The 26,300-nt window shown below is 58.8% G+C and carries 26 protein-coding genes and 1 tRNA gene; 11 read left to right on the top strand and 16 right to left on the bottom strand.

What is annotated here, in order from left to right:
* Positions 1-7 precede the first annotated feature (7 nt).
* Positions 8-442 (top strand): TIGR01244 family phosphatase, encoded by a 435-nt coding sequence (locus K3727_07525; protein ID UWQ92618.1) that lies wholly within the window; start codon positions 8-10, stop codon positions 440-442.
* 238 nt (positions 443-680) lie between these two features.
* Here the strand turns inward: K3727_07525 and K3727_07520 are convergent, their stop codons facing one another.
* The 5 genes from K3727_07520 to K3727_07500 form a co-directional block, all read right to left on the bottom strand.
* Positions 681-1,886: a FliM/FliN family flagellar motor C-terminal domain-containing protein gene (locus K3727_07520; protein ID UWQ92617.1), complete on the bottom strand. Its 1,206-nt coding sequence runs from the start codon at positions 1,884-1,886 to the stop codon at positions 681-683.
* 119 nt (positions 1,887-2,005) lie between these two features.
* Positions 2,006-4,675 (bottom strand): sensor histidine kinase, encoded by a 2,670-nt coding sequence (locus tag K3727_07515; GenBank protein UWQ92616.1) that lies wholly within the window; start codon positions 4,673-4,675, stop codon positions 2,006-2,008.
* Entirely contained in the window at positions 4,675-4,989 is a 315-nt protein-coding gene (locus K3727_07510) for a hypothetical protein (GenBank protein ID UWQ93309.1), read from the bottom strand. The genes K3727_07515 and K3727_07510 overlap by 1 nt, the downstream gene beginning before the upstream one ends.
* A 44-nt stretch (positions 4,990-5,033) precedes the next feature.
* Positions 5,034-5,414: a response regulator gene (locus tag K3727_07505; GenBank protein ID UWQ92615.1), complete on the bottom strand. Its 381-nt coding sequence runs from the start codon at positions 5,412-5,414 to the stop codon at positions 5,034-5,036.
* A 93-nt stretch (positions 5,415-5,507) separates the two neighbouring features.
* Positions 5,508-6,815, bottom strand: a complete 1,308-nt coding sequence (locus tag K3727_07500; GenBank protein UWQ92614.1) for a short-chain fatty acyl-CoA regulator family protein — start codon at positions 6,813-6,815, stop codon at positions 5,508-5,510.
* 232 nt (positions 6,816-7,047) lie between these two features.
* Here K3727_07500 and K3727_07495 point away from each other — a divergent pair, with 232 nt between their 5' ends.
* The 5 genes from K3727_07495 (at position 7,048) to K3727_07475 (ending at position 12,303) form a co-directional block, all read left to right on the top strand.
* On the top strand, positions 7,048-8,394 hold the full coding sequence (locus tag K3727_07495) for a substrate-binding protein (protein ID UWQ92613.1): 1,347 nt from the start codon (positions 7,048-7,050) through the stop codon (positions 8,392-8,394).
* A gap of 135 nt (positions 8,395-8,529) precedes the next feature.
* Complete coding sequence (locus K3727_07490) at positions 8,530-9,561, top strand: branched-chain amino acid ABC transporter permease (protein ID UWQ92612.1); 1,032 nt, start codon at positions 8,530-8,532, stop codon at positions 9,559-9,561.
* Positions 9,562-9,564: 3 nt separating this feature from the next.
* Entirely contained in the window at positions 9,565-10,767 is a 1,203-nt protein-coding gene (locus tag K3727_07485; protein UWQ92611.1) for a branched-chain amino acid ABC transporter permease, read from the top strand.
* 12 nt (positions 10,768-10,779) lie between these two features.
* Positions 10,780-11,535 (top strand): ABC transporter ATP-binding protein, encoded by a 756-nt coding sequence (locus tag K3727_07480; protein UWQ92610.1) that lies wholly within the window; start codon positions 10,780-10,782, stop codon positions 11,533-11,535.
* Between the two features lie 12 nt (positions 11,536-11,547).
* Positions 11,548-12,303: an ABC transporter ATP-binding protein gene (locus K3727_07475; GenBank protein UWQ92609.1), complete on the top strand. Its 756-nt coding sequence runs from the start codon at positions 11,548-11,550 to the stop codon at positions 12,301-12,303.
* A gap of 104 nt (positions 12,304-12,407) precedes the next feature.
* Here K3727_07475 and K3727_07470 read toward each other — a convergent pair whose 3' ends face one another.
* Complete coding sequence (locus K3727_07470) at positions 12,408-12,806, bottom strand: DUF2147 domain-containing protein (protein UWQ92608.1); 399 nt, start codon at positions 12,804-12,806, stop codon at positions 12,408-12,410.
* Between the two features lie 144 nt (positions 12,807-12,950).
* Between K3727_07470 and hisA the strand changes: the two genes are divergently transcribed.
* On the top strand, positions 12,951-13,673 hold the full coding sequence (gene hisA, locus K3727_07465) for a 1-(5-phosphoribosyl)-5-[(5-phosphoribosylamino)methylideneamino]imidazole-4-carboxamide isomerase (protein ID UWQ92607.1): 723 nt from the start codon (positions 12,951-12,953) through the stop codon (positions 13,671-13,673).
* Positions 13,674-13,806: 133 nt separating this feature from the next.
* Here the strand turns inward: hisA and K3727_07460 are convergent, their stop codons facing one another.
* Positions 13,807-14,514, bottom strand: coding sequence for an SDR family oxidoreductase (locus K3727_07460; protein ID UWQ92606.1), 708 nt, complete (start codon positions 14,512-14,514; stop codon positions 13,807-13,809).
* Between the two features lie 123 nt (positions 14,515-14,637).
* Here K3727_07460 and gcvA point away from each other — a divergent pair, with 123 nt between their 5' ends.
* The 3 genes from gcvA (at position 14,638) to K3727_07445 (ending at position 17,217) form a co-directional block, all read left to right on the top strand.
* Positions 14,638-15,534 (top strand): transcriptional regulator GcvA, encoded by an 897-nt coding sequence (gene gcvA, locus K3727_07455; GenBank protein UWQ92605.1) that lies wholly within the window; start codon positions 14,638-14,640, stop codon positions 15,532-15,534.
* A 593-nt stretch (positions 15,535-16,127) separates the two neighbouring features.
* The gene (gene hisF / locus K3727_07450) at positions 16,128-16,889 is read left to right on the top strand and encodes an imidazole glycerol phosphate synthase subunit HisF (GenBank protein ID UWQ92604.1); all 762 of its coding nucleotides are present in this window, start codon (positions 16,128-16,130) and stop codon (positions 16,887-16,889) included.
* A 10-nt stretch (positions 16,890-16,899) separates the two neighbouring features.
* Positions 16,900-17,217, top strand: a complete 318-nt coding sequence (locus K3727_07445) for a phosphoribosyl-ATP diphosphatase (protein UWQ92603.1) — start codon at positions 16,900-16,902, stop codon at positions 17,215-17,217.
* 228 nt (positions 17,218-17,445) lie between these two features.
* Here the strand turns inward: K3727_07445 and K3727_07440 are convergent, their stop codons facing one another.
* From K3727_07440 to rlmB, 4 genes are all read right to left on the bottom strand, one after another.
* Positions 17,446-17,916, bottom strand: coding sequence for a CoA-binding protein (locus tag K3727_07440; GenBank protein UWQ92602.1), 471 nt, complete (start codon positions 17,914-17,916; stop codon positions 17,446-17,448).
* A gap of 273 nt (positions 17,917-18,189) precedes the next feature.
* Entirely contained in the window at positions 18,190-18,633 is a 444-nt protein-coding gene (locus tag K3727_07435) for a hypothetical protein (protein UWQ92601.1), read from the bottom strand.
* Between the two features lie 114 nt (positions 18,634-18,747).
* Positions 18,748-19,014 (bottom strand): hypothetical protein, encoded by a 267-nt coding sequence (locus tag K3727_07430; protein UWQ92600.1) that lies wholly within the window; start codon positions 19,012-19,014, stop codon positions 18,748-18,750.
* Between the two features lie 63 nt (positions 19,015-19,077).
* A complete protein-coding gene (gene rlmB, locus K3727_07425; GenBank protein UWQ92599.1) occupies positions 19,078-19,854 on the bottom strand; it encodes a 23S rRNA (guanosine(2251)-2'-O)-methyltransferase RlmB in 777 nt (258 codons plus the stop codon).
* A 119-nt stretch (positions 19,855-19,973) separates the two neighbouring features.
* On the opposite strand from rlmB, the gene K3727_07420 reads away from it, so the two are divergent.
* Positions 19,974-20,057: transfer RNA gene (locus K3727_07420), tRNA-Tyr, on the top strand.
* 676 nt (positions 20,058-20,733) lie between these two features.
* On the opposite strand, the gene K3727_07415 is transcribed toward K3727_07420, so the two are convergent.
* From K3727_07415 to K3727_07395, 5 genes are all read right to left on the bottom strand, one after another.
* Complete coding sequence (locus tag K3727_07415; protein UWQ92598.1) at positions 20,734-21,249, bottom strand: DUF2478 domain-containing protein; 516 nt, start codon at positions 21,247-21,249, stop codon at positions 20,734-20,736.
* 86 nt (positions 21,250-21,335) lie between these two features.
* Positions 21,336-21,998, bottom strand: coding sequence for an NnrU family protein (locus K3727_07410; GenBank protein UWQ92597.1), 663 nt, complete (start codon positions 21,996-21,998; stop codon positions 21,336-21,338).
* A 116-nt stretch (positions 21,999-22,114) separates the two neighbouring features.
* Positions 22,115-24,154, bottom strand: a complete 2,040-nt coding sequence (locus K3727_07405; protein ID UWQ92596.1) for an ABC transporter permease subunit — start codon at positions 24,152-24,154, stop codon at positions 22,115-22,117.
* The gene (locus K3727_07400; GenBank protein ID UWQ92595.1) at positions 24,151-25,218 is read right to left on the bottom strand and encodes a betaine/proline/choline family ABC transporter ATP-binding protein; all 1,068 of its coding nucleotides are present in this window, start codon (positions 25,216-25,218) and stop codon (positions 24,151-24,153) included. The genes K3727_07405 and K3727_07400 overlap by 4 nt, the downstream gene beginning before the upstream one ends.
* Positions 25,219-25,226: 8 nt before the next feature.
* On the bottom strand, positions 25,227-26,180 hold the full coding sequence (locus tag K3727_07395) for an ABC transporter substrate-binding protein (GenBank protein UWQ93308.1): 954 nt from the start codon (positions 26,178-26,180) through the stop codon (positions 25,227-25,229).
* Positions 26,181-26,300 lie beyond the last annotated feature (120 nt).

Raw genomic sequence — 26,300 nt, 5'->3', positions numbered from 1 at the left:
AACGATCATGGACGCACGCTCGATCACACCCCGCTATTTTGTATCTCCTCAGATCTCGGCCGAGGACATACCCGCCATCATTGACGCCGGGTTTACCCGGATCATCTGCAACCGACCCGATGCAGAAGTGCCGCCTTCGCATCAGGCCAGCGCCATTCGCGCCGCGGCCGAGGCGGCAGGGTTGGAGTTTCTGGACCTGCCGCTTACTCATCAGACAATGACGCCGGAAAATGTCGCCAAGCAACTGGACCTGATCCAATCCTGCGAAGGACAGGTTTTGGCCTATTGCGCGTCGGGAACCCGGTGTTCGGTGATCTGGGCGCTGGGCCATGCAGCCGAATTGGGCGCGGACACCGTGCTGGAAAAAACGCATGGCGCTGGCTTCCAGCTCGATGGGTTGCGCCCCGCGTTGGAACATATCGCGCAGTCCAAACGCCGATAACCGCAACACCCCCGTCACCGGCCCGTCCTGCCGCCGTCGCGGATCCAGCGTGGAACCGGACGATGTGCAGGTGATGAACTGCCGCCCTCGGGGTAGGCTCGCAGCAGCCATTGGTCCAGGTGGCTATCCACTTTGATCAACAGATCGGCATGGTCCTCCTATTGTTCTTTGGACTTTTTAGAGGGGGCCATTCTTGCGTATTCTGAGATCCTGGGCGTTGCGCCGCGGTAGCACGGCACTATCCGTTCGGGCTCACCCCCTCCAAGCCCGCCAGTTCTGAAATTTCCGCGGCCACCTGTTCCGGTGTCAGGACTGAAAAATCCTCTGCGGTGTCCATGGGTGCGTTCAGGGTGTCTCCGATTGTACCTTCTACTTCGGAATGAACGCTCGCCTCCTGTGCGGTTTCGATCGTCACCACCTTGTTTGCAGAGTGCTGTTGCGGTGCCTCCGCCCCATCCGCAGAGGTGCCGGAATGCCCTGGAAGGTCAACGGGGCCGATATGGGCGGCAAACTCGCCTGGATCTGCATCCCGAACAATGCGGCGTCGCCCGGTGGCATGCAGGCGCACAGCCCGAGCGCCCGCCGCCTGCCCAAGCCGTCCAAACGCCACCGTGCTCCCGTCAATTCCAGTGATTTCAGTACCATTCAACGTCGCGGCCGCCAGCGGCAGAACCTTCCCGGGTTTCAACGCCATCAGATCTTCGAGCGACAATTGCATACGGGTCAGAACCGCCGACAATTCAGCCCGGACCACACCAGCGCTGCCGCTCAGATCGGCCACGTCCTGCTGGGCATCAGAAGCGGTTTCTTCCTCTGGAAGATCCGGCATGTCAGGCAGGATCAAACACATGTGCCCCTGTGTGCGACCAACAGCCAGATCCAGTGTCAGTTCAAAAACAAGGTATCTTTCTGCCTCGAGCATCAAGGACAGGCTTCGCACATCGTCAACCCGCGCCCCGAACCGAAACCCCCGGATCTGATGCAGATCGGGCGATTCGCCCAGATTGCGTTCAGCCCGGGTCAACATGGCGTCGATCAGGGGCGCAATCATGGCCGCATCCGTCCCGGTATAATTTCGTGCGACGGATGACGGGCCAGACACCTGCCCCATGGTTTGTTGCTGAATAGCCGCTGTTACAGCCGCACCATCCATCGCAATCGCTCCTGGACACCCATCCGGCCCATCCAGGAGGAGCAACAGCTGACCATCGGCCAGGCAACCGCTCAGCCCATCCGGGGCGCACAGCGCCTGTTTGGCACCGATCACCGCCAGGGGCAGGTCGTACAAGTCTTCGGCCGCACGGGCCAAGGCCCGCCGCACAGCCCGCAAAATCGCCCGCGAGTCCCCCGAAGGTTCTTCCGCGGGCCTGCCCGCAGACAGTTTCCTGCGCAAAACCGTTTCGGTTGCGTCGTGACCTGTATCATTGTCCGCGGTGTCGGTCATATTCTGGTCCAGCCTACCATCCAGCCCTCCTGGATCAGATCTAACCCGCGGTTGGTTACGAATGTCTTTAAATTCAGAGGATTTTCAGGCCCATCACCGGAATAGAAAACGCGGTGATCCTAGGGCGTCCCGAGCGGCAAGCTGACGCGAAATGCGCCGCCGCCCTGCCCGTTCAGATATTGCACATCTCCGTTCAGACGCTGCATGATCTCGCGGCAAATCGCCAACCCCAACCCTGCACCACCAGCCTTTTCCGAACTGACACGGGCGAATTTTTCAAACACCATCTTTTGCGCATCCGCCGGAATGCCACTGCCGTTGTCGACAAAATCCACGTAAACCATGGCCCCAACCCGACGCACTTCGATCCTGAGTTCAGGTGCCTGCGCATCACAATATTTCTGAGCATTGGCAATGACGTTGATAAACACCTGGGCCAGCCGGTCCAGATCCGAGCTCAACGTCACGGATTCGCCGATGGGGTCGCGCCTCACCGTCAACGGTCGATCCGACCCGGCCAGGGCCGCAGACACCGAATGATCCAGCACATCGCCCAGTTCGCCCTGTCGTATGTTCAGGCTAACCTGACCGCTTTCCAACACACTGAGATCCAACAAGTCATCCAGCAGCCGGGTCAGCCGCACGGCCTCGCTGTGGATGATGGTGGAATATCGGATCTGGTCATCTATCTCCAACCCGTCTGCGTCGCGTAGAATTTCAGAAAACGCCCGGATCGACGTCATCGGTGTGCGCAATTCGTGGCTGACCTGACTGAGAAACGCATCCTTTTGCAACGAAATCTGGGTCAGCTTTTCATTGGCTTCGCGCAGTTGTCCGGCCGTACGGGACAATTCGGCCGATTTCTGTTCCAGCTGGTTGGAATATTCCAGCATCTGCTGGGTTTCATCCGCCACGGCCAACAGATCTTCGACCGACACGGACGATCCGCCAACAATCTGACCAATCATCGCATGCGCCGCGGCCGCACCGACCGAGCCGCTGAGTTCGCGCTCCAGATTTTCCAGAAACCCGGGCGTGGGCTCTGGCAGATGGCCCGGCCCGCCTTGACGTTGGGCCTCCTTGGCAAAAAAGGCCTGAGCCTCGTCCGCGCCCAGAATACGCTGGGACATGATCATCAGATCTTCGGATTGGGCAACCGATCCTGTCCAGCCACGCGGACCCGTGGAGTGTTCAAACACATTCACGAATTGCGCCCCCTGCAGGCGTTCCAATGGGCTGGGAAAGCTGAGCAACGACCCAATACAGAACGTGGCGGTGTTCAGCCCCATGCTCCAGATCACCGCATGAATGGTCGGGTCCAGCCCCTCGATCCAGAACAGCGCCTGGGGGCGCAGACCGCTGAGTCCGAACAACCCGTCGCGCAAGATTGTTTCCGGCATCAATGCCCCACCAAGGTTGGGCAACAACATGGTGAACAACCAAAGACCAAACCCGGTGCTCAACCCCGCCAGCGCCCCTATGCGGGTGGCTCCTCGCCAAAACAGCCCCCCCACCAACGCGGGTAGAATCTGGGCAATACCGGCAAAGGAAATCAACCCGATGGCGGCCAATGCCGCGCCGCCACCCGACAGAGTGTAATAGACATACCCCAACGCCATCACACCGGCGATCGAAATTCGCCGCGCCATCAGGACTACATTGCGGACATCACCTGACACAGACACCCCTGTCCCGCGCGAGCGCAGCCAGATCGGCATCACGATATGGTTCGACACCATGGTCGACAGTGCCATGGCTGCGACGATCACCATCGAAGTCGCAGAACTGAAACCGCCGAGAAACGACAGCATCGCCAGCTTTTCCTGCCCCTGGCTGAGCGGGATGGTCAGAACGAACAAGTCCGGGTTGGCCGAGGCTGGCATAATATCCAGACCAATTGCGGCAATGGGCAGAACGAACAGGCTGATCAGCAGCAAGTACAACGGAAAGGCCCATGACGCGATGCGCAGATGGCGTTCATCGACGTTCTCGACCACCATGACCTGGAACATACGCGGCAGGCACAAAAAGGCGGCAGCCGACAAAAAGGTGATGCCGACCCACCGGGTGCCATCAACCTCCCAGCGACCAATCTTGGAGGCGTCGATCGCCGCCAAAGTTTCCGTAACCCCACCGGCCAGCCCCCAAACCACAAAAATCCCCACGGCCAGCAGCGCCACCAGCTTCACCACCGCTTCGAGAGCGACGGCCGTGACAACGCCGTGGTGGCGTTCGTTTGCGTCCAGATTGCGGGTCCCGAACAGGATGGCAAACACGGCCAGCCCCGCCGCAACCCAGAACACCGAGGACCCCGGCATATAGCTTGTTCCGGGGTCGGCCTCGGCAAAAATTTCAAAGGACAGGGTGATCGACTGCAATTGCAGCGCGATATAGGGCGTCACCCCAACTACGGCCAGAATGGTGACACCAATCGCCAGCAGGTTGGATTTCCCATAGCGCGACGAAATCAGGTCGGCAATCGACGTGACCCGCTGACTGCGTCCCACCCGGATCAGCTTGCGCAGCCCCCACCACCAGGCCGCCATGACCAAAGTGGGCCCAAGATAGATGGTGACAAATTCCAGCCCAGACCGCGCCGCATACCCGACGGCCCCGTAAAAGGTCCAAGCCGTACAGTAGATCGACAGCGACAGCGTATAAATCAGCGGCGAGCGCAACCAGCGCGCCGCCGCGCCGCGCACGGCATAACGGTCGGCAGCAAACGCCACGAGGAACAAAAGGACCACATACCCCAAACACACCCCGACAAGCAGATTGAGCGACGCCATCACCCGTGCTCCTCGTCCGCCGTATTCTTAGGCGATTGTGGCGTCGTCACCCAGCTTTCGGCCCAGCGGCGCACCGCGACGCCAAACAAAGCGTTCACACAGATGAGCAAGGCCCAGACCACAAAGATATAGATAACCGCCCGCGATGTCGGAACCGGGTCGGCCGACGCCCCGCCCAGCAGCCAGAACAGTGGTACCAGAAACAGGACCGACCCCAGGATCGGCAACAGCTTGGCCACATCCATCAACCGGCGCCGCCGATACGAACGATGTTCCAGAAACAGCGCCTTGCTGGGTTGCGCCGCAGATTGCACGCGCGGCTGTCCGACACGCGGTTCGCCGTCTCGATCCGGCACAGTCATGGGCGGGGCGCTTGGGCATACAGATCCCGAACGGCGTCCATGACCTCGGCATTGGAAAAGGGTTTGGTCATGAACCGGTTAACCCCGGCCTTTTCCGCCATTTCCCGGTCCCGTGCCTGGCCCCGCGCCGTCAGCATCAGCACCGGCAGGGTTTTAAAGCTGTCTTCCTCGCGCAGGTCGCGCAGGATCTCCATGCCATTCTTGCCCGGCAGCATCACATCCAGGATCACCAGATCCGGCTGTGCAGCCCGGATCACATCCATTGCATCACTGCCGTTGGAATGGGTATCGACCTGCCACCCGTCCCGGGTCAGAAGAAAACGGATCGCCTCTATGATATTCGGCTCATCTTCGATCAGCACAACACGTCGGCTCATCCCTGGTCATCCTCCCCCGGCGGACCCTTGTTGTGTCAGGTCCTGATATTTGATTGTCCCGTCCCGCAGATTAGCCGTGTGGTTGACGACCTGTCAAAACTCTTCGCTCAGAATGGACGGCTCACGTCGTGCGCCGCACTCCTTGCGCGGACACACCCGGCATGAACTGCCCACGGGCAGGCCAGGCTGGTCCCCCGCTTGGGCCGCCGGCACCGGCAGGATCAACATCGCCGCGTGATACAGCGGATCACGATCAAAATCGAGCGCCTCGCGCGGCCAGCAGATTGCCAGACAGTCAAAGCTGGCCGTGGTCTGACCGGCCTGGGACACCCGTCGCCGAATGGGCAGGTTCGGGCGGGTAAAGGCAGTAAACACAGGCCACAATGGACAAGAGGCCCCAAATTTGGGCAGGGCAAAATCCGTTACAGGTTTACGAAACAGGATAGACCCCGACCCATCAGAAATCACCAGCCCGACTTCGCCCCCGGTGACGCTGGCCGGCATGACGGCGAGCCTGCGAAAGACTGTTTGCAGGCTACAGGCAAAGATATCCGCCAATTTGACCGGGTCCACCCCGACCTGTTCCAGGGCCTTTTGGAACCGGTCCAACGGCAGTTCTTGCGCATCCGCGACATATTGCGCCAACGCTGCGCGCGCGATGATCTGGGCCGACGAAGACCCCAATTCAACCGCACCCGAGACCAGAGCGTCAATGTCACCGCCAGCCCCCTCCAATTCGGGAAAATGAAAATCATGGGCTTGGAAAAAGGCTTCGACTTCTTCCTGCGGCACGCCACGGCGATCTTCACCTGTGTCGCTTTCATCCAGAAAATTCACCAGCGCGCGGGAGCTTTCGGCCAGGCGCAGGCTGTCCTCATTCAGGTTCTTGTGAAACCGGTCCCGCCATTCCGGTTCGATCTCGCCGGTTTCGGCCAGGATCGATGCGGTTGAACGGATCGCGGCCGCCGTGGACAGCACCTCGTGCAGCGAGGCGGCCAGATGCGGATCATGGGTCAACCGGTCCGAAAGCGTCTGAACCGTTCGCTCCAACGAAGCGACCCGGCGGTGTTCCCCGGCGAGCACCTCGGCCCAGCCGGGAAAACGGCCTGCAAATTCATCAGCACGGTCGGTTTCGGCCACTTGGGACACCGCATCTGCGGCGGCTTCGCGCAGGGTGGCAATCAGCGCTGCCTCAGCCCCTTCGGTCAGCATCGAAGGCTCGACCCCCAGAACCTGGGCAATATCCACCAAAAGTTTGCCACCGATTCTGCGCCGATTGTGTTCGATGAGATTGAGGTAGGAGGCAGAAATTTCCACCTGCCGCGCCAAATCGGCCTGGCGCAACCCTGCGATCAGACGGCGTTCGCGAATTCGGCTTCCGGTCAGAGTTTCACGCACCATGGTATTCACTCATTCAATTATACGTGTTTTCAACGGCTTTCTGCGCTGCAACATAAGTTTATTTACAAAAACCATCCAACACCTGTGCAGTTATTTACAAAATTATCGTGTTTTTCAAGGGCCTTATTGCGCAATTTTACATCCCGCGCCCATAATGCATTTGCACAGACATGTGTCTGCGCCGTGTTGGTTGAGGAGCCTCATGGCGCGTTTTTCGAAATGGGAGGAATTCATGACAAAATCCGATGTCACCCGTCGTGGTGTGCTGAAAACCGGTGCTCTTGCTGGCGCTGGTGTTGCACTGCCGACGATCTTTACCGCATCTTCTGCGGCTGCTTATACCAATGAACCCACCGGCGGCACGGTTACCCTGGGCTTTAACGTGCCCCAGACCGGCCCCTATGCGGACGAAGGTGCCGACGAACTGCGCGCTTACGAACTCGCAGTCGAACATCTGAATGGTGGCGGCGACGGCGGCATGATGAACACCTTTAGCTCCAAGGCGTTGCAGGGCAACGGCATCCTGGGCAAAAAGGTCGAATTCGTCACCGGCGACACCCAGACCAAATCCGACGCAGCCCGTGCATCGGCCAAATCGATGATCGAAAAAGACGGTGCGGTGATGATCACCGGCGGTTCTTCTTCGGGTGTTGCGATTGCTGTTCAGGGCCTGTGCCAGGAAGCTGGCGTGATCTTTATGGCCGGCCTGACACACTCGAATGACACCACCGGAAAAGACAAGAAAGCCAATGGTTTCCGTCACTTCTTTAACGGTTACATGTCAGGCGCAGCTCTGGCACCGGTTCTCAAGAACCTCTATGGCACCGACCGGAACGCCTATCACCTGACGGCAGATTACACATGGGGCTGGACCCAGGAAGAATCGATCGCAGCCGCGACCGAAGCCCTGGGCTGGAACACCGTGAACAAGGTCCGCACACCTCTGGCGGCGACCGACTTCTCGTCCTATATCGCACCGGTCCTGAACTCGGGCGCGGATGTTCTGGTTCTGAACCACTATGGCGGCAACATGGTGAACTCGCTGACCAACGCGGTTCAGTTTGGCCTGCGCGAAAAGATCGTCAACGGCAAACAGTTCGAAATCGTTGTTCCGCTGTATTCGCGCCTGATGGCCAAAGGTGCCGGTGAAAACGTGAAGGGCATTCACGGATCCACCAACTGGCACTGGTCGCTGCAGGACGATGCCTCCAAGGCGTTCGTCAAATCCTTTGGCACCAAATACGGCTTCCCGCCGTCACAGGCCGCCCACACCGTGTACTGCCAGACTCTGCTTTATGCAGATGCAGCCGAACGCGCGGGCACCTTTAACCCCTGTGGCATCGTCGAAGCGCTGGAAGGCTATGAATTCGACGGTCTGGGCAACGGCAAGACGCTGTATCGCGCCGAAGACCACCAGTGCTTCAAGGACGTTCTGGTTGTGCGCGGGAAAGAGAACCCGACGTCCGAGTTCGACCTTCTGGAAGTTGTCGAAGTTACACCCGCCTCGCAGGTCACCTATGCACCGGATCATCCGATGTTCGCAGGTGGCGCGCTGGGTACCTGTAACTCGGGCGCATAATGCGAAACGGTGCCGGAATTATTCAATAATTCCGGTCCGAATTCCGACCCGGAATTCGGAACTGCCAATTGTCAAAGCGCCCTCCCGGCCGATCGGTCAGGAGGGCGCATGTGACCCTCAACCAAGGTGGGGACCATGGACGCAATCCTCCTGCAAATTCTAAACGGGCTCGACAAGGGCTCTGCCTATGCGCTGATCGCGCTCGGGCTCACTCTCATTTTCGGTACGCTGGGCGTGGTGAACTTTGCCCACGGGGCCCTGTTCATGATCGGTGCCTTCTGCGCGGTCACCGTTCAACGCATTCTGAACCTGTCGTTTGAAACAATCGACGAAACCAAAACTGACTTTCTTGGCAACCCGGCCAAGGTCAAGACGGCCTACGTCGAATCCTGGTTCGGCCCGGAAACCGGGGCCGCCATAATCGACTGGTCTGTGCCATTGGCGATCCTGTTCGCCATCCCGGTCATGCTGTTCATCGGCTATGTGATGGAGCGTGGCCTGATCAAACATTTCTACAAGCGTCCCCATGCGGATCAGATTCTCGTGACATTTGGCCTGGCCATCGTGTTGCAGGAAGTGGTCAAGTATTTCTATGGTGCCAACCCGATCCCTACCGGCGCGCCGGACGTGTTCAAAGGGTCGTTCGATTTCGGTGTCATGCTGGGATTTGACCCCAACGCGATCATCTATCCCTACTGGCGCCTGGTGTATTTCGCCTTTTCGGCCCTGATCATTGGCGGCGTGTTTGCCTTTTTGCAGTTCACGACATTTGGCATGGTCGTACGGGCTGGCATGGCAGACCGCGAAACCGTTGGGCTGCTGGGCATCAACATCGATCGCCGGTTCACCATCATGTTCGGGGTCGCGGCAGCCGTCGCAGGGCTGGCCGGGGTGATGTATGCGCCTATCAATTCACCCAATTATCACATGGGCATGGACTTCCTGGTTCTCAGCTTTGTTGTGGTGGTTGTCGGCGGTATGGGCTCGTTGCCCGGAGCGGTTCTGGCGGGCTTCCTGCTGGGCGTCCTGGAGAGTTTTGCCTCGATGAACGAAGTCAAATCGATCATCCCCGGCATCGACCAGATCATCATCTATGTGGTCGCAATCATCATTCTGCTCACCCGTCCACGGGGTCTGATGGGCCGCAAAGGCGTGATGGAGGATTAAGCAATGTTCGGACTGGACAAAAAAGACACCACCCTGCTGATCATCGTCGCCTGTCTGGCGCTGTTCGCACCCTTCATCCTGAACCCATTCCCCACGGGCAGCGCCATGGCGCAGTTCAACGCGGGCTATCCCGACCTGATGCAACGGTTCGTGATCTTTGGCATCTTTGCCATCGGCTTCAACATTCTTTTCGGCCTGACCGGATACCTGTCCTTTGGTCATGCGGCCTTTCTGGGTGTCGGGTCCTATTCGGCGGTCTGGATGTTCAAGCTGGTTGGTATGAACGTGATCCCGGCCATCGTGCTGAGCGTCATCGTTGCCGGCCTGTTTGCCGTCGTCATCGGCTTTGTCAGCCTGCGCCGCTCGGGGATCTACTTCTCGATCCTGACGCTGGCCTTTGCACAGATGTCGTTCAACCTAGCCTATTCGGTTCTGACACCGATCACCAACGGCGAAACCGGCCTGCAGCTGACATTGGATGACCCGCGGGTTCTGGGTGTATCCCAGACCGCAGATGGGTCGATCCCGGTCACCAGCCTGTTTGGTCTGGAGATGCGGTCGACCTATGAAATGGTCGTCGGTCCCTGGGCGTTCCAGTTCAATGTCGGTTACTACCTGTGTGCCCTCATCATGCTTGTGTCTTTCTATCTGGCGGTACGCATCTTCCGTTCGCCATTTGGCATGATGCTGCGGGCAGTCAAATCGAACCAGCAGCGGATGAACTATACCGGTTTGAACACCCGTCCGTATACGCTGGCCGCCTTTGTCATCTCGGGCATGTATGCCGGTCTGGCCGGTGGTCTGATGGCGTCGATGGATCCGCTGGCCGGTGCCGAGCGCATGCAGTGGACCGCATCGGGCGAAGTTGTTCTGATGACTATCCTGGGCGGTGCGGGCACTCTGATCGGTCCCGTCGTGGGCGCTGGCTTTATCAAATACTTCGAAAACATCTTCTCCAAGATCAACGACACCGTGCTGCATCAGTGGTTCGCCTTCATGCCTGACGGAGTTGAAGATTTCATGGTCTTTGTCGTGCATCCGTTTATCGGCAAGGGCTGGCATCTGACCTTGGGCATCCTGTTCATGCTGGTGGTGATCTTCCTGCCAGGTGGCCTGGTTGAAGGTGGTCAAAAGGTCAAAAACTGGATCAAGGGTCGCGGGAAATCCGAAGACAGCAAATCCGGCAAAACCGAACCTGCGGAATAAGGAGCGAGAGCGATGGGAATTCTCGAAGTCAAGAACGTGGGCAAACGGTTTGGTGGCCTTCAGGCGCTGGGTGACGTGAACCTGAGCGTCAAGGAAAACACCGTTCATGCCATCATCGGCCCCAATGGGGCCGGTAAATCCACCCTGCTGAATTGCCTGGTGGGCAAGCTGATCCCAGACACCGGGTCGGTCATGTTCGATGGTCAATCCGTTCTGGGGCGTGCGCCCTATGAAATCAATCAGATGGGCATTTCGCGCGTGTTCCAGACGCCCGAGATCTTTGGCGATCTGACAGTGATGGAAAACATGCTGATCCCCTGCTTTGCCAAACGGGACGGCGCGTTCGAACTGAACGCCATCGGGTCAGTGTCCGGACAAAAGGACGTGTTGGAAAAGGCCGAAGCCATGCTGGTGGACATGAACATGGCAGACAAACGGCATATGCACGCCGCCGCCATGTCGCGCGGTGACAAACGGCGTCTGGAAATCGGCATGTGCCTGTCTCAGGAGCCACGCCTGTTGCTGTTGGACGAACCCACTGCCGGAATGGCACGTGCCGACACCAACAACACCATTGATCTGCTCAAACAGATCAAGGAAGAGCGCGACATCACCATCGCCATCATCGAACACGACATGCATGTGGTGTTCAGCCTCGCGGATCGGATCACGGTTCTGGCCCAGGGCACGCCGCTGGTCGAAGACGATCCGCAGAACATCAAGGGCAACCCCAAGGTGCGCGAAGCGTATCTGGGCGAGTCGGCGTAAGGAGAGAAACAGATGAACGTAAAACCCGATTTCTCCAAGAACGCCAATCAGGCGACAACCGCACCGGCCTTTCTGTCGGTGTGGGACCTGCATGCCTATTATGGCGAAAGCTATATCGTCCAAGGCATCAGCTTTAACGTCCACGAAGGCGAAATCCTCGCCCTGCTGGGCCGCAACGGCGCGGGCAAAACATCAACCCTGCGCTCCATCGCCCGTCTGGGCGACCCACAGGTCAAACACGGCGAGATCTGGTTGGATCACCAACCGCTGCACAATATGGCCAGCCACGAAGCCGCCACCGTCGGGCTGGGCCTCGTGCCCGAAGATCGCCGGATTATCCCCGGTCTCACGGTCGAAGAGAACCTGCAACTGGCCCAAATCGCCCCGCCCATCGGTTGGTCGATCGAACGCCTGTATGATCTGTTTCCCCGTCTGGGGGAGCGGCGCAAGCAGGAAGGCATCACTCTGTCCGGGGGCGAACAGCAGATGCTGGCCATCGCCAGGGCTCTGGCCCGTGACATCAAGGTGCTGTTGCTGGATGAACCCTATGAAGGTCTCGCACCTGTCATCGTGGACGAGATTGAAAAAACCCTCATCCACATCAAGGAACAGGGCATGACCACTGTCATCGTTGAACAGAACGCGGTTCGTGCGCTGGAGCTGGCCGACCGGGCCGTGATCCTGGACACGGGTGGCATCGTTTTCGACGGCGCGGCCGCCGAAGTTCTGGAGAACGAAGAGCTGCGCGCTGAATATCTTGCGATCTAAGTTTTACTCCCCGTCTCACCGGTAGTCCCCCTGCCGGTGTTGACCGACTAAAAGGCCGGTGCTGCGCGCAGCCCGGCCTTCTTTTTTTGCAAAACTCAAGGTGATCAGTTCACCCGTTTCCAGGTCTGCCCCCGACAGATCAACCCACCTGCGACACAGCCCTTGACGGTTAGCGCATTGCCACTGAGCGACATTTTGGACGAATAGGTCTTGCCCGAATCCGCAGCCCAGATCTGACCGTCTGAATAGGACCCGCCCCCGTCGGCCTGCATGTCCCAGATCATCTTCTTTCCCTTGTGTTCATAGTCGGTCTGTTCCACCCCATTCTTGTCAAAGGCGGTTTTGATCGTGCCACAAATGGCAGAGCCACAGGGCCCCACGTCCACATGCAGATAGCCCCCCGTATCCCCGGGTTCCGTCTTCCATGTGCCGGCCGCCGGATCGGCCAATGCCGCCCCCGCCAGACCGATTATCACCCCTGCGCTTGCAATCAGTCGTTTCATCGCGTTGTCTCCCTGGCTGTCTTATCACTCGGACCCACTGTGACCCTCCCATGAAAACCGGGCAAGACTGACTTTGGGTCGCGTTGCATTTCGGCAGGGACCGGTGCATAGCACCCGCGACAGACAGCAAAAGGATGCCGAACCATGATCCTCTACCCCGCCATCGACCTCAAAGACGGTCAGGCCGTTCGCCTTGTGCATGGCGACATGGAGCAGACCACCGTGTTCAACGACAATCCCGCGGCCCAGGCGCTGGAGTTTGTCAACGCCGGGTGTGAATGGCTGCATCTGGTGGATCTGAACGGTGCCTTTGCAGGTGAACCCGTCAACGCCGCCCCGGTGGAAGAGATCCTGAAACAGACCCAGGTCCCGGCTCAGCTGGGTGGTGGCATCCGCGACATGGCCACCATCGAACGCTGGATCGACCGAGGCTTGGCCCGTGTGATCCTTGGCACCGTCGCCGTTGAAAATCCCGATCTGGTACGCGAGGCCGCCCGCGCGTTCCCCGGCAAGGTCGCGGTGGGCATTGATGCGCGCAATGGCAAGGTCGCAACCAAGGGCTGGGCCACAGAGACCGACGTCATGGTCACCGATCTGGCGAAATCGTTCGAAGATGCTGGTGTGGCCGCGATTATCTACACCGACATCATGCGTGATGGTGCCATGAAAGGTCCCAATGTCGAGGCCACAGCCGCGCTCGCAAATGCGGTGTCGATCCCGGTCATTGCCTCGGGCGGCGTCTCGTCGATTGCCGACCTTCAGGCGCTGAAATCCTGCGGCGCGCCGTTGAATGGTGCCATTTCAGGTCGCGCGCTGTATGACGGTGCCATCGACCTGAAAGAGGCGCTGACGGTCTTTCGCGCCTGAGTTCTTTTCTGGTTAAACTACCCCCAGGGTGAATGGTGCAGGACTGGGCCATCGGCCCACCGGGGGCAACACCCCCTGCCCTTTTTTACGTTGCTGTTTCCGGTCGACTGTCAGGCCGACCGGATGCCCGGCATCACACCGACCGGGTGATGCCGCCATCAACCCGCAGGTTCTGCCCGGTGATATAGCCGCCGCCCTCTGACGCAAGAAAACCAACGGTCGCCGCAACTTCTGCATAGGATTTTCCGTACCGGCCCATCGGGATTCTGGCCTTGAAGTCCGCATTCTCCGGCAGGCTGTCAATAAAACCGGGCAGCACGTTGTTCATGCGCAGATTGTCGCCCGCATATGCGTCGGAAAACAGCTTGGCAAAGGCAGCCAGCCCGGCCCGCATCACACCAGAGGTCGGAAACACCGGATCCGGCTCAAAGGCGGCAAAGGTCGAGATGTTGATGATGCTCCCGGATTTCTGCTGTACCATGATTGGCGCAACCAGCCGCGTGGGGCGCACCACATTCAGAAAATAGACATCCATCCCCAGGTGCCACTCCTCGTCGCTCAGCTCCAAAACCGGAGCCCGGGGCCCGTGGCCGGCTGAATTCACCAGCACATCGACACGCCCCCAGGCATCCATGGTCGTGTCGACCAACCGCCCAAGATCTGCATTCGACTGGTTGGACCCGGTAATGCCGATTCCCCCCAATTCTGCGGCCAATGCCTCACCCTTGCCCGACGACGACAGGATCGACACCTTGAACCCATCCGCCGCCAACCGCCGGGCCGCATCCGCGCCCATGCCACTGCCCCCTGCGGTAATGATTGCAACTTTTTGATCGGTCATTTTTCTCTCTCCAGATACGTTAACTGCGGCTTTCGTCTCAGCTTGGGCCATGCGGCCAGATTTGACCAACCAGAACTTCTGCGTTAAGACAGTAGAAATTCTATACTCTGTGCGGACGCCCACATGCGCCGAATGCCCCCCCTCAACGCGTTAAAGGCCTTTGAAGCCTCTGGCCGTCACTTGACCTTCAAACGGGCAGCCCAGGAGCTGGGCGTCACCCAGGGTGCCGTGTCTCAACAGGTGCGGTCTTTAGAAAAAATATTGAAAATCAAATTGTTCAATAGAAATGCAAGAGGCTTGTCTCTCACCGACGAAGGACGGCGGTACCTGCCGTCGATCCACCGCGCGTTCGACATGATTGCCGAAGCCACCGATACGATCACGCCCGGAGAGGTCGTTGTGACGATCAGTACGTCGCCCTCTCTGGCAACAAGATGGCTAGTGCCACGACTGGGAGAGTTTTCCGCGCGGAACCCCGATATCCGTATCCGCCTGGATGCCTCGAACACTCTGGTGAACTTTCAATCCGACGGTGTCGACATAGCAATTCGCCTGGGCACACCGCCCTTTGGCCCCGGGCTGCTGGCGGATCCTCTATTTTCCTCAGACGTGATCGCCGTTTGTCACCCCGACCTGGCACAAGGACCCCAGCCAATCCGTGTCCCACAGGATCTGCGCCATCATGTGCTGCTGGAAGATTCCCATGGTCGCTGGCCGCTGTTTCTTGAAACCATGTGCACGGGGCAGCCGCTGCCGGATATCAGAACCATGACCTTCAGCCACACCTCTCTGGCCATCGACGCCGCGCTCGCCCGGCAGGGGGTGGCGTTGACGCCCAAAGCACTGGTTGACCGGGACCTGAGCAGCAACCGCCTGTGTCAGGCATTTGAAGCAGCGCTGACAACCGGCGACGGGTACTACATCGTCAGCCCCCGCAAGCCACGTGACCCGGCGCTGATTGCGACCGTCCGCGATTGGCTGCGCAACGAGAGCCAATACCAAGGGGCGGAAAGCCGTTGATCCCATGGATGCCAAACACGCCCTGATGCCAAAGCGAGAATTCATCGCGTCGCCTGTGATGGGGTGGCGTGACGTGATAGGAAATCAGGCGTCGCGGCGAGCAAAACAACTGATCCAAAAGCGGAATGGCTGCTTGAGAACACCAAATTGTGGATTGAAGCCCGTTCCGGTGTGTTGAACGGGCACCATCAAACCCGTTGGCGGCGGCCAAAAGGCGGCGACCAACAACCCGGCCTCCAGAGTTGAAACTGTCGCTATGGGTATTGGGCAGATGATTGATGGTCGACGTCACGCGGCCACCTTGCCATCAGCTGCTTGGTTTCATCTCATCAAAAACCATCCCCTCATCGCAACAATCGATAAAGAAGGCCGCCAACGCTCTCAAACCCAATGAAACCAATCCTGCTAACCCGTTGACTTTATTGACCTTCACCGCGCCCGACTGTCAAACCAAGCGCAAGCAGCCGCCCAGATGTATCTCCTCTGCCCGCCCCCCTTTGGACCCAAAAAAATCAAGAGCGAAATGACCAATCGGCGCGGGTCGAACCGGAAAACCCCTTCCCCCTCGGATCAAACCGGTCCATAACGCCCCCATGCTGAAAACCCGCATCATTCCCTGTCTCGATGTCGCCGACGGCCGTGTGGTCAAGGGCGTCAATTTTGTCGGCCTGCGCGACGCAGGCGATCCGGTTGAATCCGCCAAGGCCTATGACGCGGCGGGCGCGGACGAGATCTGTTTTCTCGACATTCACGCCACCCATGAAAACCGCGGCACCATGTTCGATGTGGTGCGTCGCACCGCCGAACAATGTTTTGTGCCCCTGACCGTGGGCGGCGGGGTCCGCACCAAAGAAGACGTGCGCGCCCTGTTGCTGGCCGGAGCTGACAAGGTCAGCTTCAACTCGGCTGCCGTGGCCAACCCGGATGTGATCGCCCAAGCCGCTGATCAGTTCGGCAGCCAGTGCATTGTCTGCGCCATTGACGCCAAAACCGTTTCTCCGGGCAAATGGGAGATCTTCACCCACGGCGGGCGCAAACCCACCGGGATAGATGCGGTCGAGTTTGCCAAGCTGGTGGTCGCCAAGGGGGCGGGCGAAATCCTCCTGACCTCAATGGATCGCGATGGCACCAAATCCGGGTTCAACCTGCCCCTTACCCGCGCGATCAGTGATTCTGTGGATGTGCCCGTGATCGCCTCGGGCGGTGTCGGGACCCTGGACCACCTGGTGGATGGGGTGACCGAGGGCGGTGCCAGCGCTGTGCTGGCTGCATCCATCTTCCATTTCGGCGAATACACCATCCGTGAAGCCAAGGAACACATGATTTCCGCCGGCATCCCGATGCGTTCGAACTGAGGGCTCCACTATGTCCATCCTGCACGAATTGGCCGCCACCATCGACGCCCGAAAGTCCGCTGATCCCGACAGCAGCTGGACCGCCAAATTGTTGGCAAAGGGCCCCGAGAAATGCGCCGAAAAATTCGGAGAAGAGGCCATCGAGGCCATCATCGAAGCTGTTAAAGGTGACCGAAGCAAGCTCACCACCGAAGGTGCCGACGTCCTCTATCATTTCCTGGTCATGTTGGCAGCCAGGGACATCCCCCTGGACGATGTGCTGAACGAATTGGCCCGACGCCAGGGATTAAGTGGACTGGTTGAAAAAGCAGCGCGTCCGACGTCCTGAGAGTTTCACCCCACTCCGCAGGCCCACATCAGGCGTGCGGAGTCGCCGTATCTGGCCGCCCAGTCATCCCGCCGCCCCCCTGACTGACAGCGACCTTGCCTGACCGCAACACCCTTGCAACAGGCCAATTCCACATGTCACCGTCCCACGCGCACGGAGGCGACGCCCCAAGGGCGGCGATGACATAACCTGCGCGCCGCAGGCGCTCATTTGGGTCAGGATATCGCCCTACAGCTTCGAAGAAATGATTCCGGTGGCAAATCCACCCATGCGCAACTCGCCGAACAGTCGTTGGTATTCGATCTTTGGGCAGCGGTTTTGGATAACTGTAACGCCCCGCGCTTCGGCTTTGGCTGCCGCTTCGGCGTGCTCGACCCCGATCTGCATCCAGATCGTCTGTAGATTGGGGAATTGCGCTAACGCCTGATCGACGATCCCCGGCACCGCTTCGGACCGGCGAAAGATATCAACCATATCGACCGGCCCTTGGATATCACTCAGATCACCGCGCACGACTTCGCCAAACAACCGTTTACCCGCGTGCCCGGGGTTCACCGGGATGACCTTGTAACCCTTGAGCCCAAGATAGCGCGCCACGTAATAACTGGGGCGGACAGAATTCATCGACACCCCCACCACCGCTATGGTTTTGGTTCTTTTTAGTACCGATTTGAGCAGTGAATCACTGTAATCCGCCATGTTCTTCTCCTGTGGCCCGCACACAACCATTGACGCTCAGGCAATGCAAGTCGGCATTCGACACCACACGGGATACAAACGCCATGTCTCCCCGCGACTCCAATTGAGAAATGCCATAAAAAATGCGCCCGGGTCTTGGGGGCCGGGCGCACAGTGTGGAACGAGGGACAGTGAAAAAGACCTCCGGGTGTTCCCGTCCGGGGTCTGTTATTAAATTGGGGTCACACAGGATGGATTTAAACCCTGCTCTCCAACTTGTGACTTTCTGGGGTCCTAATTCCGCAGCACGACAGGCCAATTACCCTGGCCCTTGGCGATATGTCCGTCACGATCCTTACGCCAAATCTGGTGCACCGGCGGGCTAAACGTCAGATACAGGCGGTTGTCCACAATCTCCCACGCCATGGGATCCCCATTCATCAGATACCCATTGGAAACTGCATAAGCACAATATCCGCCGAATTGAGGAGCATACGCGCGCGGGTTGGATTCAAAGGCTTGTCGATTTCCATCCGAGACAAACAACCAGGTAACGCCCTTCCACATCACGGCAAAATCGCGCTGACCCGGCATCGGATGGCCCGCTTTGAAATAGGCGACGGTATCATACCCGCCGATTGCGACCCCAGAGGATTCGCTAAAAATCGATGTGTCCGCCCGGGCCGCAGTCAATGGCAGGAACACGAGCATGATCAGGAGGATGATAAATCGGCGCATGGTGTATCGGGTCAGTCATCTTTGATGTTGTATTTCCAATAAAATGACGTCCCGGCCCCCGTCTGGAAACCTTTCATACGCTTTTGTGATCGAAATTGCAGCGCAACGTCCGTCTCAATCAAAAATGTCTTCGATTGCGTCGAATGCCTCGTCCAACACCCGCGACCACATCCCCTTGCGCTTGCGCGTTTTGTATTTGGCTTTTTTGGACTTGGAAGACTTGTGTGATTTTGCGATTTTGACACCGGTCGCGCCACATCCGGCCGCGGTATGGGCCACAGCGGCGACCACAGTCGATTTCCGTGCCTTCTGCGCAGCCAATGGTGCACCGCAAGAGCTGCACACCAGGGTCGTATGACCCTGGCGGCGCAGAGCGGCCATGATGGTGCGGGTTCCACAATAACAGCAGGTCAGAATCTTGTCAGTCTGGGGAATGGTCGCCTCCTATCGCTCTACCGAAGCATATAGGGCGATTGCCGCGGCGTTTGAGACGTTCAAAGACCCAAATCCACCCGCCGCGTCAATTCTGACCAACTGATCGACCACCTGTTTGGTCTTTTCGCGCAGCCCGGGCCCTTCGGCTCCCAGCACCAGCGCCACGGGCCTGTCCTTGCGTCCCTCCAGGGTGGCTTCGATGGTGACCTCGGCCTCGCCATCCAGACCCAGAACCAGGAACCCCATATTCTGAAGCTCGGCAATAGTGTCAGCCAAATTGCGCATCCGCAAATAGGGTTGACGCTCCAACGCACCACTGGCCGTTTTGGCCAATGCACCCGTTTCGGGCGCAGAATGGTGACGGGTCCCAATGACAGCACTGGCACCCAGCACTTCGGCCGATCGCAAAATAGCGCCCACATTATGCGGATCGGTCACCCGATCGAGCAGCAGAACACGCGGAGCTTCGCGACCGATACAATTGTCGGCCAATCCCCCCCAGTTCAGTGGCTTCACCTCCATCGCGGCCCCCTGATGGACCGAGTTGGCATCAATCGGTACATTGAATTTTCTGGGGTCGACCACTTCGGGTTCGATCCCACCGGCGGTAATGGCATCTTCCAGCTTGGCCCGCGCGTTCAATGTCACAACCAGACGCAATTTCTCGCGCTTGGGGTTCATCAGCGCATCCCGAACCGCATGCAGGCCAAACAGCCAGACCGTTTCGGATCCAGCGGCCTTGCGGGCCTGTTCTTTTTCGACGATCCATTTGGGTTTTTTGGCCATTTTCTTCTCCAGCAGGCTTTTTTCAACGCCACGTGAAAATCTTGGGATTTTCCTGTTGACGCTGCTTTTGTCCGCTAGTAATCACGCCCTCACGTCAGGTGCAACAACCACCTGACAGTGGGCGACAGGCCGCAAGGTGTGGCAGGGGACTGTAACTCCCTCGCGGAGACGCACGCCTGGTTCGATTCCAGGGTCGCCCACCATTTCATCCTTTTGGTTGAAGAAATCCACGGCCTCCCTGAAGGCAAGAGTGGTTCCTGAGGTTCGAAAATCAATTCTCAGACTGTCTTCCAAAGGCTCGGCAAAGACCAGCTTCGGCACAGAATGCTTGAGCGCGGTTTTTCAATTTCACTTATTTTACAACATCTTGCCAAGATAACTCTTGGTCGCTCTAGAAAGCCGCCAAACCGATCCTTGGTTGGTCTCACATATTCAGCCTGATCTGCGAGCCGCTTGTTTGGTTTGGGCTTCTCAGCCTTGGCGTCACGAGCTTTGATCAATGAGGTGCGATTGGATTTGGCCACGCGATCCAGCACGATTACGATCTGACTTTTGGTATCATCAAATTGACCAGGGCGTGTCTTGTTCGCAGATTGTGATTTGCAATGATCAGGATGCGTTGGTTTTTTGCGCTTCGTGATTCACACATCGGACGCCGACGGTCCGACCAAGATGCCCCAAAGCCGCTGAAAGCGCCCCGTCGCACGTCTTCCGCGAATGTGTTGCCGGTCACAGGGAGTGAGAAAGATATCTTCGCGTCAAATCATGGTCGGCTTGGTTGCCGAACACGGCACCAAGAAGATCGTGATCAGAGACGCGACCTAAGCCAGCGGTTGAACGCAACAGAGTGCGCAAGCAGCCACCCAAACCACGATCTGATCAGGGTTTGGCCCGAACCCCATCCAACCAGCTCTCCAACGCCTCGACCGTGGGGTCGAGCGCCACAGCCATTCCCTCGCAGTAATCCTCAAAGCGTTCGCGATTCAGGCGGTTGACCCCGGTCAGGACCGGGATCCCGCGGGCCATGGCCTCGCCGATGACTGGTCGCATACCGCGCCCGTCGGCCTCGTGTTTGCCGAATTTGTTGACGATCAGAAGATCCGGCGCTGGCACCCCGGCCAGCGATTGCGTGACCAGCCCGACCGCCTCTTCCAGCGCGGCAGGGTCCAGCCGGCATCCCTTGGACCCGGGGCCCAAGGTTTGAGAAATACGAAACACCTTGCCATCCGGCAGCACCTGCACATCCATATCACACAGCCGGTCATCTGCGCATTCGGTGTTGGTCTGCACGATGCCAACACAGCGCACCCCCTGCTGTGTCAGTTGTGCGGCAAATCCGCTGAGCAACCGGTCGGTGGCACCGCGTTCGGTGGTCATAACATAGGCCAGGTTCATCTCAGGGTCTCTCGTGTGTTGTTGGATGGGCTCGGAGTATCACAGCAGAACATAAGCAGGATTTGAACAAAGCAAAGCCCCCCTTCTCAGGGTAAGGGTGAAAACCCGATGATTGGCAGGTGCAGGTGAAACAACACGACAAAGATGGCGATGGCCGCCGCCACCTGCCACAGACGCGGCCGCAGCGCCGCAGGATTGAACAGCGATGTGTTGCAGGCCAAGTCCTGCCAGGCCCCGACCCCCATCAAACGCTGTTTGCGCAGATCCAGCATTTTCATCGCCATCACCGCAAACCCCGCAAAAACCCCAAACAGGATCACATGGGCCAGGTCGCCCTTGGCCAACAGATGCGCGCCGGACCATAGGGCCAGCGCCATTGGCAACGGGTGCCGGGTAAACCCAAGAACTCCGGGATTTTCACGGTCGAATTCGCCGCGCTTCATGCCACCAAAACTAAGCGGGTTGGATGTGCCGAGACCAGCCACCGCCAACCAGCAAACCAGCGGCATGATCAGCACCGGAGCCCAACGCCAGCCCTCCCAATCAGGTAGCACCTGAATATAGGGCGCATAGCGCGCGGCCAATACCAACCAAATCAACACACCGATGGACAGGATCGAATAACAGACCAGATAGGGCACCAACCCCATTCGGGCCACCAACCAGGGCCGCACAGGCGGGCGCACCGGGATCGCGTGACTCAGCAAAAAGACGACCATGGCCGCCCCGAATTCACCCCAACCGCCCATCTCTGCCTCTTTGATCGCCGTGTGTTGGCGCACATCATCTGTTGGATTGCGAGGGTTGGCAAGGTGGCCCGGTACACACCACAGGCGGCGCATACCGGGGTTGTTTCAGGCGGGTTTCACAGACCCAATGCGCGGCGGCGTTCTTCGGCAAACCCCTGTACCATCCGATCCGCAATCAGTGCCAGAATAGCCATCGCCGCCCCAGCAGAGATGCCCAACCCAACGTCGGCCTTGCCCAGCGCCAGATAGATCGACTGGCCCAATCCGGTGGTCCCGATCAACGCCGCAATCACCAGCATTGCAAAGGCATAGAGAATGGTCTGGTTCAGCCCCAACAGGATGGTCGGGGCCGCATAAGGCGCGCGCACATCACGCAGGATCTGCCATTCGGTCGCCCCGCTGGCGGTGGCAGCCTCCAGCATTTCAGCCGGAGTTTCAGTCAGCCCGTGGCGCGTATATCGGATCATCGGCACGATGGCATAAGCGATGATCGCCAGAAAGGCAGAAAACTCGCCAATCTGGAACACCATCAGAACCGGAATCAGGAACACAAACAACGGGATGGTCTGCAACATGTCACAGATCGGCTGCACCACCCGCCACACCATGGGGCTGAGCGCGCTCATCAACCCGATACCACCGCCCAGAACCGCGCAGGCAAACACTGCCGCGCCGCTCAGGTACAAGGACAACAGCGCCCGTTCCCACAGCCCCGACAACAGGATGGTGCCCAGCAACAGAACCGAAACAATGGCCAACTTGCGCCCGCCCGACACCCAGCCCAACAACCCGGTGCCCACCAGGACAAAGGGCCAGGGCAGATTGGCAATCCCGGTTTCCAGAACAATGGCACCGATACACAGCAGCGCCCCTTGGGTCATGCGCCCGCGCAGCCCCAGCACGATCCCACCAGCAGCCGCAGCCGCAAACAGCATCAGGCTCATCTGTGTGGTCCACTGAAATCCCCAGGTAAAGGGCAACACCGCCTGGTCCAGACCGATCCTCAGCGGCAGCAACCCATAGAACAGGAAATTGTTCTTGAAGCTGGCCAACCAATCGCCGTTGGCCCGGGTAAAGGCAGTCAGCCCATAATCCACGCCATCCGCCACCGGCTGTAACAGGGTAAAGCCTGCCGGATCCGGCAAGCGCGCCCAAAAGATCAGCGAGACAGCGACGCCCAGCGCCAGCACACCAATCGCAACCCGCTTGTCATAGCTCTGACGCCGATCCTTGGCCAAGGTCGCGCTCATCCGGTCGATGACCACGGCGAAAACGACGACGACCATCCCGGCCAACAGGCTTTGCCCGAATTGGGCCTTGCGCATGGTCAACAAAACTTCCCAGCCGATGTCATTAAACCCACCGATAACAGCAGCGATGATCACCATCGACAACGCCGCCATCAGACATTGGTTGACGCCCACCATGATCTGGGTCGAAGCGGACGGTATTTCGACCTGAAACAGCTGCTGCAACCGGGTCCCTCCGGCCATGATCGCAGCTTCCTTGATCTCGGGTTCGACCCGCTCCAATCCCAACAATACATTGCGCGCCATCGGGGGCGCGGCATAGATCGCCGAAGCGATCAGCCCAACCACCGGGCCAAAGCCGAACAACAGCAACAACGGTGTGAGATAGGCAAATGTCGGCACGGTCTGCATGATGTCCAACAACGCCTGCACGGCGTTCTTGATCCGTGGATATTCATTGGCCAGCACACCGATCGCACCGCCGATTGTCAACGCCAAAGGCACCGAAACCGCGACCAGCGCCAGCGTATTCATGCTCTCGATCCAATACCCCGAAGCGAGAACAAAACTCAGCCCTACCAGACCCAGCGCCGCCATAGCGGTGCCCCCCAGGATCCAGCCCAAGGCGGTCGTGGCCCCGATGACCAGCGGCCAGGGCGCTGCTGTCAGCACCCAGTTGGCCCAGTCCATCGGATAGAACATTACTGCGGAAAAGGCGCGCGCCGCCGGCTTCACGGCCTCCAGAAACCAGGTCAGCCCCGCCCCCACCCATTCGGTCGCAGGCAGAACCCAGGCCTGGGGCCAGGTCACCACCCAGGGCGCTGCGTTTTCCAGCACCAGACACAGGACGGCAACAGCCAAGGTGATCAATGCCGCCAGCGCACCTTTGGTCAAACCACCTGTCATGGTGTTTCGACCTGCAACGCGGCGGCGAGATCGGCGGGGTTCACCACCCCGACCACCTGTCCGCCGGCATCGCGCACCGGCACTGGTTCATACAGATCCATACACCGGGCAAGCGCTGCATCCAGAGTCATACCCTGAAGCAGGCCCGGATCATCCGGCCCGTGGCTCAGGTCCCCTTCGGTCCGCATGACCGAAACCACATGGGCATGTTGGCCCTTGGCCACATCTTTGGAGAACTCGCGCACATAGTCATCCACCGGATTCAGCACGATATCGGCAGGCGTACCAATTTGTACAATCTTGCCGTCGCGCATGATGGCAATGCGGTCTGCCAATTTCAGCGCTTCGTTGATGTCATGCGTGATGAAAACAATGGTGGTTTTTAGCTTGTCCTGAATTTGCAGGAATTCATCCTGCAATTGTCGCCGGATCAGCGGATCCAGCGCCGAAAACGGTTCGTCCAGAAACCAAACCGAACAATCCGCCACCAGCGACCGGGCAATCCCGACCCGCTGCCGCTGTCCACCGGACAATTCACGCGGGTAATGGTGTTCGCGCCCCTCAAGGCCCACCAATTCAATCACCTCCCGCGCCTTGGCGTGACGGTCGGCTTTCTTCTTTCCTTGCACCCGCAGCGGATAGGCGACGTTGTCCAATACGGTCATATGCGGGAACAGGCCAAAATGCTGAAATACCATACCCAGCTTTTTGCGCCTCAGTTCGATCAGCCGGGCCTTGCTGGCCTCGACGATGTTTTCGCCGTCAATGCGGATTTCCCCACCCGTGGCATGCAGCAGATGCGAGATACAGCGGATCAACGTTGATTTTCCCGACCCGCTGAGGCCCATGATCACGAACAGCTCGCCTTCGTGGACTTCGAAATTTGCGTCCTGAACTGCAGGGATCAATCCCTTGTCGCGCAATTCCTGTTCCGCCGCTCCCGGGTCATCCCCTGACCGAGCCAATGCATCGGTCAGGGCCGTTTCAGCGCCCGGCCCGAAAACCTGCCAGACATTCTGGCAGGAAATCGCGGGCGTGTTGGCAGGCCTGTTACCTGTGCTCACGTGTCAGCTCAGTTGGTGGCTGCGTCGACGACGGGGCGCCATTTACCTTCGTTGTCAGCCATCCATTTGGCGACAACCTCCTCGACCGAACCGCCGTCCACGTCGATTGCGCCCATCATGGGCTGCTGATCGGCCACGTCCAGCTGATAGTTGGTCAGGATTTCATGGGCCGCGGGCCAGGTGTCGGCCATCCCGGACCATCCCGCCTTGAAGATACGGCTTGGGGCGAAATCGCAGTCATTGACCGCATTGGGGTTCGGTCCCCAGGCCGGATCATTAAAGCAGGCGTCTTCGCCAACGGGCAGATCAACAAATTGCACATCATAGGCCGACATCGCCCAATGCGGCTGCCAGAAGGTGATCAACAGCGGCGTCTTGCGTTCGGTCGACGCCCGCAATTCGGCAATCAGCGCCCCTTCGGACCCAGCCGGGATCGCCTTGATCGGCAGGTCCAGACCGGTCATACGGTCCGCGCCCGGTGTACCCCAGTCCGCCGGGTAATCCACCAAACGCCCCATCGGGATGGTTTCAGCCGAGGCAAACACCTGGGCACAGTCTTTCAACGCTTCCCACGCGGGCAAACCCGGACACATTTCGCCAACATGGGCCGGGTACGCGATGCCTTCCTTGGCATCCAGCCCCAGATCTCCCAGCTCGGCCACACCACCACCTTCGACCTTTTTGGCATAATCATCAGACACGTTCGAAGACCAGATCTCCATCGCGCCGTGCAATTCGCCATCGGCCATCGCCTGATACATATTCATGTAACCGGCGGTCACATATTCCACCTGATATCCAGCAGCCTTGAGCATCTCGCCCGCCACATGGGTCGAAACATGCTGACCGGTCCATTCGTTGATGGCCAGCTTGATCGGCTTGTCCACGGCTCCCATCTCAGCTGCCTGAGCCGCGCCTGCAATCATGCCCAACGCACCCAGTGCGACGCCAAAACCCTTCATTTTCATTTCATCTTCTCCCAGATTGGTATTCATTATTTTTTGGAACTCGGCACAGTATCAGCCGGGGATCGGGTCCAATTTGGCCCCCTGTCCACGCCCCAGGCCGCGCAACGCATTCAA

This window comes from Rhodobacteraceae bacterium M382 (assembly GCA_025141015.1).
Classification (GTDB): Bacteria; Pseudomonadota; Alphaproteobacteria; order Rhodobacterales; family Rhodobacteraceae; genus Aliisedimentitalea; species Aliisedimentitalea scapharcae.
This window is presented reverse-complemented; position numbering and strand designations above follow the sequence as displayed.